The organism is Tannerella sp. (assembly GCF_030528505.1).
Lineage (GTDB): Bacteria > Bacteroidota > Bacteroidia > Bacteroidales > Tannerellaceae > Tannerella.
The window spans coordinates 1-14,353 of record NZ_JAUMYS010000021.1 but is presented as its reverse complement, the minus strand read 5'-3'; the positions used below and the strand labels follow the sequence as shown (position 1 = coordinate 14,353).

At 44.8% G+C, this 14,353-nt stretch carries 10 protein-coding genes, 1 pseudogene and 1 CRISPR repeat array (1 of these 12 cut by a window edge); of the genes and pseudogenes, 2 read left to right on the top strand and 9 right to left on the bottom strand.

Features of this window, described 5'->3' with window-relative positions; translation table 11 throughout:
* Positions 1–2,231: a CRISPR direct-repeat array (repeat unit 30 nt; unit sequence CTCTTAATCGTACTATCGTAGAATTGAAAC); it reaches 2,284 nt to the left of the window's first position.
* Between the two features lie 188 nt (positions 2,232–2,419).
* Genes Q4A89_RS04815 through Q4A89_RS04795 form a run of 5 tightly spaced genes read right to left on the bottom strand, consistent with a single transcriptional unit; the run spans position 2,420 to position 8,493 of the window.
* A complete protein-coding gene (locus Q4A89_RS04815) occupies positions 2,420–3,019 on the bottom strand; it encodes a YigZ family protein (RefSeq protein WP_303184111.1) in 600 nt (199 codons plus the stop codon).
* 39 nt (positions 3,020–3,058) lie between these two features.
* Positions 3,059–3,277: a hypothetical protein gene (locus tag Q4A89_RS04810; RefSeq protein WP_124751164.1), complete on the bottom strand. Its 219-nt coding sequence runs from the start codon at positions 3,275–3,277 to the stop codon at positions 3,059–3,061.
* A gap of 13 nt (positions 3,278–3,290) precedes the next feature.
* Positions 3,291–6,164 (bottom strand): excinuclease ABC subunit UvrA, encoded by a 2,874-nt coding sequence (uvrA, locus tag Q4A89_RS04805; RefSeq protein ID WP_303184110.1) that lies wholly within the window; start codon positions 6,162–6,164, stop codon positions 3,291–3,293.
* A 32-nt stretch (positions 6,165–6,196) separates the two neighbouring features.
* Entirely contained in the window at positions 6,197–7,171 is a 975-nt protein-coding gene (locus Q4A89_RS04800; protein WP_303184109.1) for a lytic transglycosylase domain-containing protein, read from the bottom strand.
* The gene (locus Q4A89_RS04795; protein ID WP_303184108.1) at positions 7,171–8,493 is read right to left on the bottom strand and encodes a gliding motility-associated C-terminal domain-containing protein; all 1,323 of its coding nucleotides are present in this window, start codon (positions 8,491–8,493) and stop codon (positions 7,171–7,173) included. The genes Q4A89_RS04800 and Q4A89_RS04795 overlap by 1 nt, the downstream gene beginning before the upstream one ends.
* 161 nt (positions 8,494–8,654) lie before the next feature.
* On the opposite strand from Q4A89_RS04795, the gene Q4A89_RS04790 reads away from it, so the two are divergent.
* Together Q4A89_RS04790 and Q4A89_RS04785 are read left to right on the top strand one after the other, a co-directional pair.
* Positions 8,655–10,445, top strand: coding sequence for a LysM peptidoglycan-binding domain-containing protein (locus Q4A89_RS04790; RefSeq protein ID WP_303184107.1), 1,791 nt, complete (start codon positions 8,655–8,657; stop codon positions 10,443–10,445).
* A complete protein-coding gene (locus Q4A89_RS04785) occupies positions 10,445–11,134 on the top strand; it encodes a porin family protein (RefSeq protein ID WP_303184133.1) in 690 nt (229 codons plus the stop codon). The genes Q4A89_RS04790 and Q4A89_RS04785 overlap by 1 nt, the downstream gene beginning before the upstream one ends.
* Positions 11,135–11,198: 64 nt before the next feature.
* On the opposite strand, the gene Q4A89_RS04780 is transcribed toward Q4A89_RS04785, so the two are convergent.
* The 4 genes and pseudogenes from Q4A89_RS04780 to Q4A89_RS04765 form a co-directional block, all read right to left on the bottom strand.
* On the bottom strand, positions 11,199–12,134 hold the full coding sequence (locus Q4A89_RS04780; RefSeq protein WP_303184106.1) for a DUF4300 family protein: 936 nt from the start codon (positions 12,132–12,134) through the stop codon (positions 11,199–11,201).
* A gap of 31 nt (positions 12,135–12,165) precedes the next feature.
* Positions 12,166–12,719, bottom strand: a pseudogene (locus tag Q4A89_RS04775) (IS1595 family transposase); the annotation flags it as partial.
* A 254-nt stretch (positions 12,720–12,973) separates the two neighbouring features.
* A complete protein-coding gene (locus tag Q4A89_RS04770) occupies positions 12,974–13,480 on the bottom strand; it encodes an NUDIX domain-containing protein (RefSeq protein WP_303184105.1) in 507 nt (168 codons plus the stop codon).
* 89 nt (positions 13,481–13,569) lie between these two features.
* Entirely contained in the window at positions 13,570–13,986 is a 417-nt protein-coding gene (locus Q4A89_RS04765) for a hypothetical protein (protein WP_303184104.1), read from the bottom strand.
* Positions 13,987–14,353 lie beyond the last annotated feature (367 nt).

Below are 14,353 nucleotides of genomic sequence, written 5' to 3'. Positions count from 1 at the left end.
ACCCGCATTTGCTACACTCGCAGACCCTCTTAATCGTACTATCGTAGAATTGAAACGTGGGTTATCCTCTTACCCTCTCTCATCGCCTGTATCTCTTAATCGTACTATCGTAGAATTGAAACAATCCGGAAGTTTTAACAGCCCGTGCACCTCTTTTGCTCTTAATCGTACTATCGTAGAATTGAAACTACGATGATCAACACGAAAAAGCATAAGGATGAGCTCTCTTAATCGTACTATCGTAGAATTGAAACAATTGCAATCGCGATTTTTTCGTAGAAGTTGAAACTCTCTTAATCGTACTATCGTAGAATTGAAACCAGTCACTACGCCGCGCTGCTGATGCAGGCGGATCAGCTCTTAATCGTACTATCGTAGAATTGAAACACGCGATCGGCATCCTCGAACGTATCGCGCCGCTGACGCTCTTAATCGTACTATCGTAGAATTGAAACTCTTTAATTGTCATTCTTTTCATAAAACTTTCGGAATCTCTTAATCGTACTATCGTAGAATTGAAACGCTGCTCTCGCAAATGACCTTCGACGGACTGCATCTCTTAATCGTACTATCGTAGAATTGAAACATGACATGTCTTGCGATATTGATATAGAAATAACAATCTCTTAATCGTACTATCGTAGAATTGAAACCAATAAACTGCACACCGTTGCACCATGCCTGCTTTGCGCTCTTAATCGTACTATCGTAGAATTGAAACTGAGCGTGGGGCGAATTTAAAGATTGCACGGGCGCTCTCTTAATCGTACTATCGTAGAATTGAAACATTCCCTTCCGTTCCGGTTTCAAATCGACCTTTCAGCCTCTTAATCGTACTATCGTAGAATTGAAACGCAAGACGGAACAGCTGTTCGCGCTGATCTGTCCCTCTTAATCGTACTATCGTAGAATTGAAACACCGTGCGCTCTACAAGCACTTCTCCTTTTACCCCCTCTTAATCGTACTATCGTAGAATTGAAACACGGGCAGACGCTCGTGTTTCCCGAAGCCGGTGCGGCTCTTAATCGTACTATCGTAGAATTGAAACGCAAGACGCGAGATCGTTATTTCTGTCAGAAATCTCTCTTAATCGTACTATCGTAGAATTGAAACCGATTCGGGCGACGTCATATCCGATCGCTTTTTTTACTCTTAATCGTACTATCGTAGAATTGAAACGCATACGCAAGAATATTCGTCACACCCCTTACATTTCTCTTAATCGTACTATCGTAGAATTGAAACGACCTTGACCCCGGATAGCCTGGCAAGGCTACCCATCTCTTAATCGTACTATCGTAGAATTGAAACCGAAGAATCGAAAGAGCAGGGGATGCTGCTTGAAGCTCTTAATCGTACTATCGTAGAATTGAAACATCAGATCGTGCATCCGTTTTTTTGGGGCGACAAAGTCTCTTAATCGTACTATCGTAGAATTGAAACGCGTTCCGGGAGCTGGAAGCGTGGGGCGAAGAAAACCTCTTAATCGTACTATCGTAGAATTGAAACGCGGAGGCATAGACTTTGCAAGACTGTAAACAACTCTCTTAATCGTACTATCGTAGAATTGAAACGCGGGCAGGCCGCTCTGTCCCGGTTTTTGGGGATCGCTCTTAATCGTACTATCGTAGAATTGAAACATCTCTATGATCTAAAAAAAACGGCCCTGAAAAAGCTCTTAATCGTACTATCGTAGAATTGAAACTGGCCTGGTCTGCCTGCTTCTTGGCTTCCGCCTTGGCTCTTAATCGTACTATCGTAGAATTGAAACTCTTACACCTAAGCTTGATAGACGAGCTACTTCCTGCTCTTAATCGTACTATCGTAGAATTGAAACGCGTAATGCCGCGCTTTAGCAACTCCTCTCTGAGCCCCTCTTAATCGTACTATCGTAGAATTGAAACGATGGTTGGGGAGGCATCCCGTCGTGCGGCCGATGTCTCTTAATCGTACTATCGTAGAATTGAAACACTTTTTTCCGCTATATCCAGATCGTAACCGGCCACTCTTAATCGTACTATCGTAGAATTGAAACCCCTTCGACATAAGCTGCATACACCACCACTCGAACTCTTAATCGTACTATCGTAGAATTGAAACGCTCCGAAGTCGGACAAAAAAAAGCGTAAGCATCCTCTTAATCGTACTATCGTAGAATTGAAATACTATTGTTTTTACAACAGAAGACATAGAAACCCCGTTTTTAATCGCACTATTGTAGAATTGACCAGTTGATACTCTTTACCAGAAATAGATGATAACCATCAGAGGTTATAACTTCAAAAAATATCTACTGATTGATTTTGGCCTATATGGCTACTTGCTGTGTATTGGTTAGATTGCTAAATGATGAAAAGATACCTTCATAAGGTGAGTAGGGGAGTGATGGGCGATGGTTGCCCAGCAGATTGCTTCGGATTAGCCGTCTTTTAGATAAGCTCCTTCGATCATGCATAAACGGTTCTTTAACATCTCTTCCTGACTTTGGCGGATACGGAGTGTCATCTCGCAATTCGCTTCGAAGGTCTGTGAAACGATAGCGGGTTGCACCTCTTTTACTACACGCATGATGTCATTCAAAGAAGGGTATTCGAAAACCACGGTACATTCTGCATCTACCGTACGCTCTTCTATTTCGGCAGCCGCGATCGCTTCGGCCGCGGCCGAGCGATAAGCAACGATCAGGCCGCTCGTACCGAGTTTGATACCCCCGAAATAACGCACGACAATGACAAGAATGTCTGTCAGTTCGTTTGAATTGATCTGTCCGAGTATCGGTTTGCCGGCTGTCGACGAAGGTTCTCCGTCATCATTGGCTCGAAATGTGGAACGGTCAGGACCGAGCATGTAAGCCCAGCAGACGTGACGCGCATCGTAATATTTCTTTCGGCAGGCCTCCACCTGCACCTTCACCTCTTCGGGTGTACGCACAGGGATAGCGAACGAAAGAAAACGGCTACGCTTCTCCGTATAATAGCCTTCGCTTGCGGCACGAATGGTTTTGTAAAGATCGGACATCGTTACGGTTATCCTGCGTTGTTTTCTCTCGTCAGCAGGTCAGTCTGGCACGTGCGTTTGCTGTTCTTCCAAATAGGCGCGGAAGTCTTTCATGATTTCTTCGATCTCTTCGATAAAACGCGGATCTTTCACCTTGTCTTTGACGTTTTCGTAATAAGTTTCGATGGCAGGAAGCGCACAAATATCTTGACCGCGCAACAGAAAGTAGGGTTCGTCCTTCTCGTTGCATTGCTTGATCATCTGTATCGGATTCTTCATTTTTTGAATGTTTTTATTTAATATGAATATTGTCAGTTAGTTCTTCTTTTAGAAACGGTGCCGTAAAACTCTTTGTATGGGCTTTTACCAGTGCTTCCGGTGTTCCGGCAAACAGTACCTGGCCGCCTTGCTTTCCACCGTCAGGACCCATATCGATAAGGTAATCCGCACATTTGATGATGTCCAGATTATGCTCGATCACGATAATCGTGTTCCCTTTGTCGACGAGTTTATTCAGTACGCCAAGCAGCACGCGGATATCTTCGAAATGCAATCCTGTAGTCGGTTCATCCAGAATATAGAGTGTGCGTCCCGTATCACGCTTCGACAGTTCGGCCGCAAGTTTCACCCGTTGACTTTCTCCTCCCGACAATGTTGTCGAAGGTTGCCCCAATTTGATATACCCCAATCCTACATCTTGCAGCACTTTGATTTTATTTAGAATAGAAGGTATATTTTCAAAAAATTCGACAGCCATGTTGATGGTCATATCCAGCACGTCTGCGATCGATTTGCCGCGATAGCGTACTTCCAGCGTCTCACGATTATAACGTTTGCCGTGACAGTCTTCGCAAGGAGCCAATACATCAGGCAAGAAGTTCATCTCAATCGTTTTATATCCGTTTCCTTTACACGTTTCACAACGTCCTCCCGACACATTGAACGAGAAACGTCCCGGTTTATACCCGCGTATCTTCGCCTCCGGCAGTTCGACAAACAGATTACGGATATCCGAAAACACTCCGGTATAAGTGGCCGGATTGCTGCGGGGAGATCGTCCTATCGGCGACTGATCCACATCCACCACCTTATCGATATGTTCCAATCCTTCGACCGACTGATAGCCGAGAGGCGAGCGGAGCGAACGGTAGAAATGTCTGCTCAAAATCGGTTGAAGGGTGGCATTGATAAGGGTCGATTTGCCGCTTCCCGAAACGCCGGTGACGCAAATCAGCGTACCCAGCGGAAACGACACGTCGACCTTCTTCAGGTTATTTCCTGTAGCTCCTTTCAAAACAAGCCAATGGCCGTTTCCTTTACGGCGAACGGCTGGTACATTGATCGATCTTTTTCCGTTCAAGTATGAAGAAGTTAGCGTGTCGGTTGCAATCATTTCTTGCGGAGTGCCGGCAAAGACGACTTCCCCACCCAGACGACCGGCCTTAGGCCCCATATCGACCACGTAGTCGGCATTCAGCATCATGTCTTTATCATGTTCTACCACAATGACCGAGTTGCCCATGTCACGTAGTTCCTTGAGCGAATCGATCAGCCGCTTGTTATCCCGCTGATGTAATCCGATGCTCGGTTCGTCGAGGATGTACAGTACATTGACCAACCGGCTACCGATTTGCGTAGCCAGTCGGATGCGCTGGCTCTCTCCGCCCGAAAGCGTGGCCGAAGGTCGGTTCAGAGACAAGTAATCGAGGCCGACTTCCAGAATAAATTGAAGTCGGGAGCGAATTTCTTTCAATATCTCCACCGCGATTTTCTGTTGCGATGGCGGCATCTTTTTCTCTACCGCGTTGATCCATCTCGCTAATTCGGCAATATCTATCTGAGCCAGCTCGGCAATATTTTTTCCATCGATACGATAATGTAAGGCCTCTTTATTGAGGCGTTGTCCATGACATTCGGGGCATTCGGTCATGCTGATAAACTGCTCCGCCCATTTCTGCGCCGAAGCCGGAGCATCATCTTCCTGCTGCATCAGAATGTATTTGGCAACTCCTTCGTACGAATAAAAATAATTGGAGCTACCCAATGATTCGTTCCGAATATGAATCCGCTCTTCGGTACCGTTCATAATCTCATCCATAGCCTCTTCGGGAATATCTTTAATGGGCGTTTTGATCGTGACGCCATGCTTTTCGCAAAGCGCCTCGATCTGCCAGAAGATGAGTGATTTTTTATATTTCCCTAATGCCACGATGCCTCCGTTATAAATACTCAGTGAAGGATCCGGGACAATTTTTTCCATATCCAGAATATTCACTTCTCCGAGTCCTTTGCAGCGCGGACACGCGCCATGCGGAGAGTTGAACGAGAAGTTATGCGGCGCCGGTTCACTGTAAGATAGTCCCGTCACGGGGCACATCAATCGCCGGCTGTAATAGCGTGTCTGGCCACTGTCGGGATCGAGCAGAAGAATCAATCCGTCGCCTTGCTTCATCGCCGTACGGAGACTTTCTTTCAGGCGTTGTCCGTCGGTTGCGGAAACAATCATCTTGTCGACCACCACCTCGATACTGTGCATCTTATAACGGTCCAGCTTCATGCCGTGACGTATCTCCTGCAATTCGCCGTCGACACGGACATTCAGATAGCCTTTCTTGCGTATCTGTTCGAACAGCTCCTTGTAGTGCCCTTTCCGGTTACGCACCAGCGGAGCAAGCATATACGTTTTTTTGCCTTTATATTCCTGTAGAATCAGTTCCAGAATCTGCTCTTCGGTATATTTGACCATCTTCTCTCCGCTCAGATAGGAATAGGCATCGCCGGCACGCGCATAGAGCAGACGCAAGAAGTCGTATACCTCGGTGGTTGTCCCCACTGTCGAACGCGGGTTCCGGTTCGTCGTTTTCTGTTCGATCGAGATGACCGGGCTCAATCCGGTTATCTTATCGACATCGGGCCGTTCGATGGCTCCTAAAAAGTTCCGGGCATAAGCCGAAAACGTATCGATATAACGCCGTTGACCTTCGGCAAAAATCGTATCGAACGCCAACGACGATTTACCGCTTCCACTCATTCCCGTGATCACGGATAAACTGTTACGGGGCAGTACGACATCAATATTTTTCAGGTTGTGAACACGTGCTCCCCAGACGCCGATACTTCCCTTTTCGACTTGCTCGCTTTGACTGTTTTCTTTCTTTTTCGCCATAATTATTTACCGAAACATTTCATAGCCGGTATTTACCGTACCACCCAACGTTTGTCGTGCACCGTTTGATTCGGTTCGTTATAATACATATCTTTTTTGCGCGGAATTGAGATGGTGAAACTTTTCCCGTTAACAACTAATTTCGTATCTCTCAGCCACGAATTAAAACGTTTCAGGTCGGCATACGTGATGTCATGCGATTTGGCAAATGCCACCAAATCGGGAATATCGTTCGATACGACTACTTTTTCGCAGGAAATCGGACGGTATAAGTCTTTCGCATGCATCACAAAACCATATTTATACGGATTCTCGAAAATCTGCTTGATAGCGAAAATCCGATACACATAGCGGGATGTCTCTTCGACTAACCATAAATTCAGCGCTGAGGCTTCGTTCTGACGGGCATATTCGTTTGAAATGCGTCCCATTCCGGCATTGTACGAGGCGGCTACCGAAATCCAGTCACCATACTTGGCATACGCGTCTCTGAGGTAACGGCAGGTGGCTTCCGTAGCACGTTCCACATGGTACCGTTCGTCTACTGTCTGGGTAACGGTCAATTGGTATTGTTTGGCGGTCGCCTCCATAAATTGCCACATGCCCGCGGCTCGTGCCGGAGACACGATGCGCGGATCGAGATGACTCTCGATAACGGCCAGGTACTTGAAATCGTCCGGAATGCCATTGGCTTTCAGAATCGGTTCGATCACGGGGAAATAACGGTTCGCCCGTTTGATCATCAGCATGGTCGTTGAATGAAAGTAGGTGAAACTGCTTAACTCCCTGTCCATGCCTTCATACATATTGTATCGTGTCAGATCGACTGTTTCTCCGCAAAACGTAACGTGCGTAGGGACAGCAGGCGTCATGGTGACTGACGAAACGGCCGGCCGTTCCTGCATTACTTGTTCCGAATCTTGCGAACCGACCGACAGACATGCTGTCAGGCCAATTCCACCGGTCAGCAAAATCGCTAAGCTTATTGTTTTTATATCTTTTTTCATTAAGGTGTTTGACTGTTTATTCTACTAGATCTTACTACATTAATATCTCCACTCAGTTTATGTGTTTTTCCGTCGGTTCCTGTATATTCAATTACATAATAATAAGCTCCCGCAGGCACATACTTTCCGCGATATTTACCGTCCCATCCTCCATTCGGGTCAGTCCAGTGATATAACTCATTCCCCCAGCGGTTGAAGACCCACGCCCGAAAACGCACGACCGACTTATGAACCACCTTGAAAATATCGTTTACCCCCGGCGAGTCACCCGGAGTAAAAACATTCGGCACCTTGACGATGGTCTCCGTAATGTGGATGTTGTATGATGTTTCGTTGTGCGTACATTTTCCTGAGCGATCGCTTACTTCGAGCGTTACCTTATATTCTCCCGCTGTGTCGAACGTATAATCCATCTCTGCCTCAGTAAAGCGTACGAGCGGTCTGTCGCCTGTGGGCTCTTTCTTTACAATCTGCCAGACGAACAGCGAAGCGACAGGAGTATTGGCATAAGCTTTGAAATGAACATCAGCCGGAGCCAGCAACTCGCCGGCCTTTCGTGACAAATTCGTTTTACTTTCCGACGAAACAAGCGTATCGGCATGTACCTCGATGGCAACGGTTTCGAATAAATCGATCGCAGCCGATTGCTCTACTCCAAAGTGGCGTGCAAACAAGTCGCCTGTCAGCTCGATTTTTGTATCGCGCAGAGGCGGACGAATCTGTGTTGCGAAGGGATTGCCCCTGAGCGTATCGATGGCCAGCTCTTCGATAAACTTTTTGCCGGATTTACTCCATGTTTGCGTCAGGTAGCTCACTTCAAATTCGCGTTTCACTTCCATCTCTTTACCGTCTGGAAGGAAATATTTCAATGTTGGCATATCTGTCGAGCCGTCCAACCGCAGACCGGAGCAGCGGTCGGACGATTCGCCTACCTTCAGATGACTGATTTTAAACGGATATTTGCTGTAATCAATCAGCCAGATATAATGTTTCATCCCGCCGTCGTTCACGAAATAACCATACCCTTCGCTCAGATTGGTTATGGTCGAAGTAGTGCCGTTTTGCATTGAGGGAACAGCTTCCCATTCATCTTCGACGGCTGCTTTTGTTTTATAGCGGTACCAACGGTGCGAAGCAGATGCCGAGGTATAACTGAGCGTCACCCCTTCCATGCCGTAGACCAAATAAACCTGCAACTTATATGCCGTATTTTCTACTACTCTCAGAGGCTTTTTAGCGCCACCAGCTACCTGATACTGCGCCCAGAGTGTAGCTTCCGAAAGCATCAGTGCGAGCATACTGCTCATGATCATCCTAAACATTCTTTTTCGCATACTCATTTCGAATCAGCTTACAAAAGTACAACATTATCCCACAACGACAAGGAGGCTTCACCAACTTTCCCTCACGAGCTTTTTTCTTCCATTGGTTGCTCGGATGAAAAAATATATGCTATCTTTGCCTAAAAAACAATTGAAGAACAATGAACAGATTTACCATTCATCTGCTTACCTTATTATTTAGCTTGTCGATAGCGTTCGTTTCGGCACAGGAAAATCGGTCACAAACTCATACGAATAACGCACAAGACGAAAATATATTTCACCATACGGTCGAACGCGGACAGACGGTATATGCTATTTCGGCCATGTATAATGTTGATAAAGAAGATATCTATCGACTCAACCCGACAAGTCGAGACTATATCAAAGTGGGTGAAAGATTAAAAATTCCTCAGAAACACGTCGCTGATCATCCTGCTACGGGAACAGAAGAATTACATACGTATCATACCATTCGCGCCGGTGAGACATTGTACGGCATATCGAAACAATATAACGTGCAGGCTGAGGCCCTCACCAAGGCTAATCCCGGATTGACGTCTCTGACTTTCTCTGCCGGAAAGACGATCCGTATTCCCGCCACCCAAATCGAGTTGTTACCGACGAAAGCGATTCAAAAAATTACGAAAGAAATTGAATATAAAGTCAAAAAGAAAGAGACGATGTATCGCCTCTGCAAGAAATTTAACACGACCAGCACCGAGTTGATCAAACTCAACCCGGAGTTGAAAGGTGGGCTGCAAGCAGGGATGATCATCAAGGTCCCGGTGGAAACGGAAGAGACCGTCACGACACAAGCCCATGAAGTGAATGAATTCGATATCAATGCTCTGATCAAGTACCGGAAAGAAATGCAACGGGTAGACGTAGCAAAGATAGCTTTGCTGCTACCGTTTCAAACGGGCGATACCAAGAATTCAGCTCGTATCATCGAATATTATGAAGGCTTTCTGCTGGCGGTGGACAGTCTGAAGAAGATGGGCTATTCGATCGACCTATCGGTGTTTGATATCGGCGACGGCACGCAGAAGACGCAGGAAGTCCTCAAGAATGACCGTCTGACGGACGTGCATCTGATGATCGGAGGGGTTACGAACGAACAAATCGAACTGATTGCCAATCATGCCAGAAAGCATGAAATCAAATACGTGATCCCGTTATCGTCGAAGAGCGATCGTGTGACATCGGGAAATGCCTATGTTTTTCAGGTCAACACCCCACATTCGTATCTGTATTCGCTGGCTACGATGCGCGCCTGCACGTTATTTGCGAATTACAATGTGATATTGGTTAATACGGGCGACAAAGATCCTAAAACGGAGTTCATTCGCACGTTTAAGGCCGATATGTCTCAGAGAAATATACCGTTCCGTGAGATCAACTACAATGAGCGGACGTTCCGAAATGATATCGCGGGCATGCTGAGTACCACGAAACCGAATCTCGTTATGCCTTTGTCCGGGTCGCTCGAGGCGCTCGTGAAAATTAAAGGACCGTTACGGATGTTGGCCGACAAGAGTCAGGGCTACCAATTGACGCTCTTTGGCTATCCGGAATGGCAAACGTATGCCAATGAATGTATCGAAGATTTCTTTGCGCTCAATACCTATATTTATACGCCGTTTTATGTGAACAGCCTTTCGCCTCAGGCACAAAATTTCAACGCTAAGTACAGATATTGGTATAAGAAAAATATGAGCCAGACGTATCCCCGCTATGCAATGTTGGGATTCGACACGGGCATGTATTTTATGAGTGCAATCAGCAAGCTTGGCTCCAATTTCGAAGACCATCTCCGGCAGATGCAATATAATAGTTTACAGACCGGTTTACACTTCGATACGCGCACCAACAACTGGGGGGGATTCATGAACATGAACCTTTATTTTGTGCGTTATAATAAAGACTTATCCATCATACGAGCCGAATGATGAAAGGATTGGTCTTTCTCTTTGTCGGTCTGACGTTCGTCTTCTTTCCTCCAGCCCAAGCACAGGAAACGTTTCGTAAGGAGTGGGCAGCCGGAGTTTCGGGGGGGCTCAACGCTTCGTCCGTCTTTTTTGCTCCCAAGGTACAACAGCAGTTGATGATGGGGTATAACGGCGGATTCACTGTACGCTGGATTACGGAAAAAAACCTTGGTTTGCAACTCGAAGCCAACTTCAAGCAGCAAGGTTGGAACGAACGCTTCGAAGTGCCCGAAGGCTATCCGAATCCTGAAACGTATCCCGATTATCGGTATATCCGCCGGATGAATTATCTGGAGCTGCCGTTTCTGACGCATATCTATTTCGGTAGCGAGCGGGTACGTTTTATCTTCAATATGGGCCCTCAGATTGGGTTGCTGATCGGTGAGAGCACCGAAGAAAATCTTCGCGGCGCAACCCCGAACAAGACGAACGCCCAGCATACGATGGCGGCCGAAAAGAAATTTGCGTGGGGACTATGTGGCGGACCGGGAGTTGAAGTGCGTACCGGAATCGGCTGTTTCCAGCTCGAAGTACGCTACTACTATGCGTTAGGTGACTTCTATAACACTCGCCGTCAAGACGTTTTTTCCAAAGCCTCGTCACAGGTATTCTCAGCCAAACTGTCTTACCTGATCCCGTTTCGTCGGTGATGCCGACTGACCGATCGAAACGTATAGAACAGCTTGGCCGAGCTAAAATTCTTTGTCCTCGTTTTCAGTTCTCTGTTCTCTTATCGGGATTGGGGCGGTAGCCTTCGAGCAATTCGTCGTTTTCCATCAGGATAGGCGATGCGGTGGGCTGATTCCATTCGACGTCGTATAATCTCATCAGGTAATCGTTCAACTCACTGCGGTTGTTGAAACGGATGGCCTGATAGGGCGTCTGAAATGCCAGCTTTTCGACAAAGAGCAGTTGCTTGCCTGTCGGAATCAGGACACCGACGTGTCCGACAAAAAGGTAGCTCTCATCGGGCGTAATGGCCGAGTGCAGCACTACGGAAATCAGTGATGCTTTGGTCGAATCACCCTTGTGAATGAAGCGGATGCCTCTGCTCTGCCAGTAACTTTGCATGTTTTGCAGGTGTTTGTCGATGTCTTTTTTGTAAGGCGTGGGCACAGGGGCAAAAAGCGTCCTGAAAGCTTTCCGCTCTGAGGGTGAAAAGAGGGTGCGACCGCAATTGTCGAGCGTTTCTTCGTCAAAGTTCAATATGGTCGAACGTTCATCGAGCGGTTGGTCTACGGTAATAAAGTCGTGCAAGAGGTCGAAAGAGGTGATGCGGCAATTGTAACCGAAGAAATGCGGATGCTTCTCATTCCACCGTGTTTCGATGGTCATCTCGTCGTAATGAGGCAGAAGGGTGTCCAGTTTCACGAAACCGCTTGACACCAGATTCTGCCCTTCGACGGCATCGTTGAATTGGTTGACGTTTTGCAGAAACGATGCGACGTTTTCGGGCGATATGCCCGCCTCGCTCATGACTTGTGCCACTTCTTCCTGCGTCGGCTTATCCAGCAGGTTCGAATAAGTAACTGTCAGACTGTCTTGCGTAGTTTCCGAAGCGTTGTTTTTTTGCTTATTGCTCTGGCATCCCCAAACTGTCGTTATCACAAATGCCAAAGTTATTGCGATATAAGTGTAATTTCTGTTCATAATTATTTGTATGTATGTTTAATTTATATGATTATCCGTATTTATACCTAAATTCATTTCTATAGCTTACGCAAGCTACGAGCAATCTTCCAAAGAGTGCTTCTCCCCCATATCTGCGATTAAACTTGTAACAGAATTTATCCAGGTAATTTTGCAGGAATTCGGGCTTGATGTCATGGAACGTATTTATCAACTGTCTCTTAGCATTGCTGATGGCGATATGAACTCAGGGCAAGGCTTCCCCCACTTTCTCTTTGGGGATAACCTGAGAGTTGTGTCTCCAAGTACAAAGTCTTTCAATTCCACATAAGAGGTAGAGTGATCCGTGTCAACTTCCCGCACATCTGCGGCTAATTCCTTAACCGCCTCATTGATCGTTTCTTTCTTCAAGTCATCGATTACTTTCATTTTCAAATAGCCGACACTGCGGGGTTTTTGACCCCTTGCGGGCGATGCAACCATTTCATTTTCCGCCATAACCAGCACTTTGCTTTTTCTTTGGCTGCCACGTCCCCGTTTCAAGGGCTTATCTTTTTCCGCTTCAGGGGTCTCTGTGGAAAAATAACCTTCGTCCAGTTTATTTATTTCTTATGAACTGCAAAATTACTACTTTTATTTTAATTCGGCTACAATATCAGGAAAACACCTTCGGCACTTTTCTGTTATCGTGAGGTACGCTGTTTGTTTTAGCTTGCACCCAACGGTTTGCACCTATACGCAGGTGGAGCTTTCTTGTACCAAACATTCCTACGAAGAACTACACTTCAAATATAGCACTTATTTTTCATTCGAAGGACTGAACCCCCATTTGCGTATAGGTACTGTTAGCTGCTGCTTTTCTATGAAAACAAATCCAATTGCCTACCTTTATTTGTATTTGGTTGTCTAACGACAGGATAGATTTCCGAATTACTTAATTTAAGTAAATCAATTAACTTATCAACAAATGAGAATTGGCTTGGATGAATTTTGTTTTTTGCTTCATTGTAAATAAACCATTCAGCCTTGTCCATTTCAGGGAACTGCTGAATCTTGCCTGATTTTGGTGGCCATTCTAAATCAAAAAGGTTACTTTTGAAAAGGGAAATATCAAAGCCTCCTTCCTTTGCCCAGCAATAAACTAATTTGCCACTTTTCATTTTTATTTCACCTAAGTAAAGCAACTCATCCGATAAGGTTAAACCAGTTTCTTCCTTGAATTCTCTTAATGCTGCAATTTTGGGGTCTTCATCTTCAAATTCTCCTTTTGGAATTGACCAAACTCCCAAGTCTTTTTTAAGATAAAATGGTCCCCCAGGATGTAGTAGTAGAATTTCTAAATATCCATTTATTAAACGATAAAGCAATATCCCTGAACTTTTTTATTCATTACATTTGTATATTTTAAATTGTTTGACCATTATTTACTAAATTCAAATACCCTTCTAAAAGTGTATCATAATAACCATCTTTTTTTGTACGGAATTACCTCAAAAGCAAAACTCTTGCCCATTGGCACTTTATAGGCTTTTGTTTCAATTTGAATTTTGCCATATGGCTTGTCATAATCCATTATTATTGTACTACCAAAAGGAATAGAATTGTGAACTTTTAAAGTTAATTTTTTTTGAGCGGTTGAAGAAAGTTTACTTTTAAAATTTTTAATTAATGAAATGCCATTTTTAATATCCTTAATTATATCTGCTTTTTCTTTTTCAAATACAGAACATAAAGATTCCATAAGACAATCTTTATCTGGATTCAAAAAGGATATAATCGCTTCAAAGTTTTTTTGCCTACTTTCAAGCTTTTGCTCAAGAACTTTTCTTAAATCATCAAAATTAATCCCTTTTACTAAGCTTACGCTTACCATTATTAACTTCTTTTGAGCAGAGGCAACGTAAGCATGAATACTATTAGCATCACTTCTAAAATTGTAATAATCTCTAGATGGGAAAAAAGCTTTAAGACCAGTTTCTTTTATTAAATAATCAGGAATTAATTGTTCTCTTTCTAAATTTTGTATGTATGTATTTTATCTTCTTTTAATTCTACTAACTGTTTAAACTTTGTATTAAATACTTCAGCAGCTTGTTCTGCTTTTGAGGGTAATTTCGAAACAGCACTTTTTACATCATCAAGAGCAATAGGCTCTTCTATATTTGTTGATACTCTTAAGTAATTATTACGTGAGTTCGGGATAATGTTTATTAGAATAATACCATCTGTTTAGTTTGTTA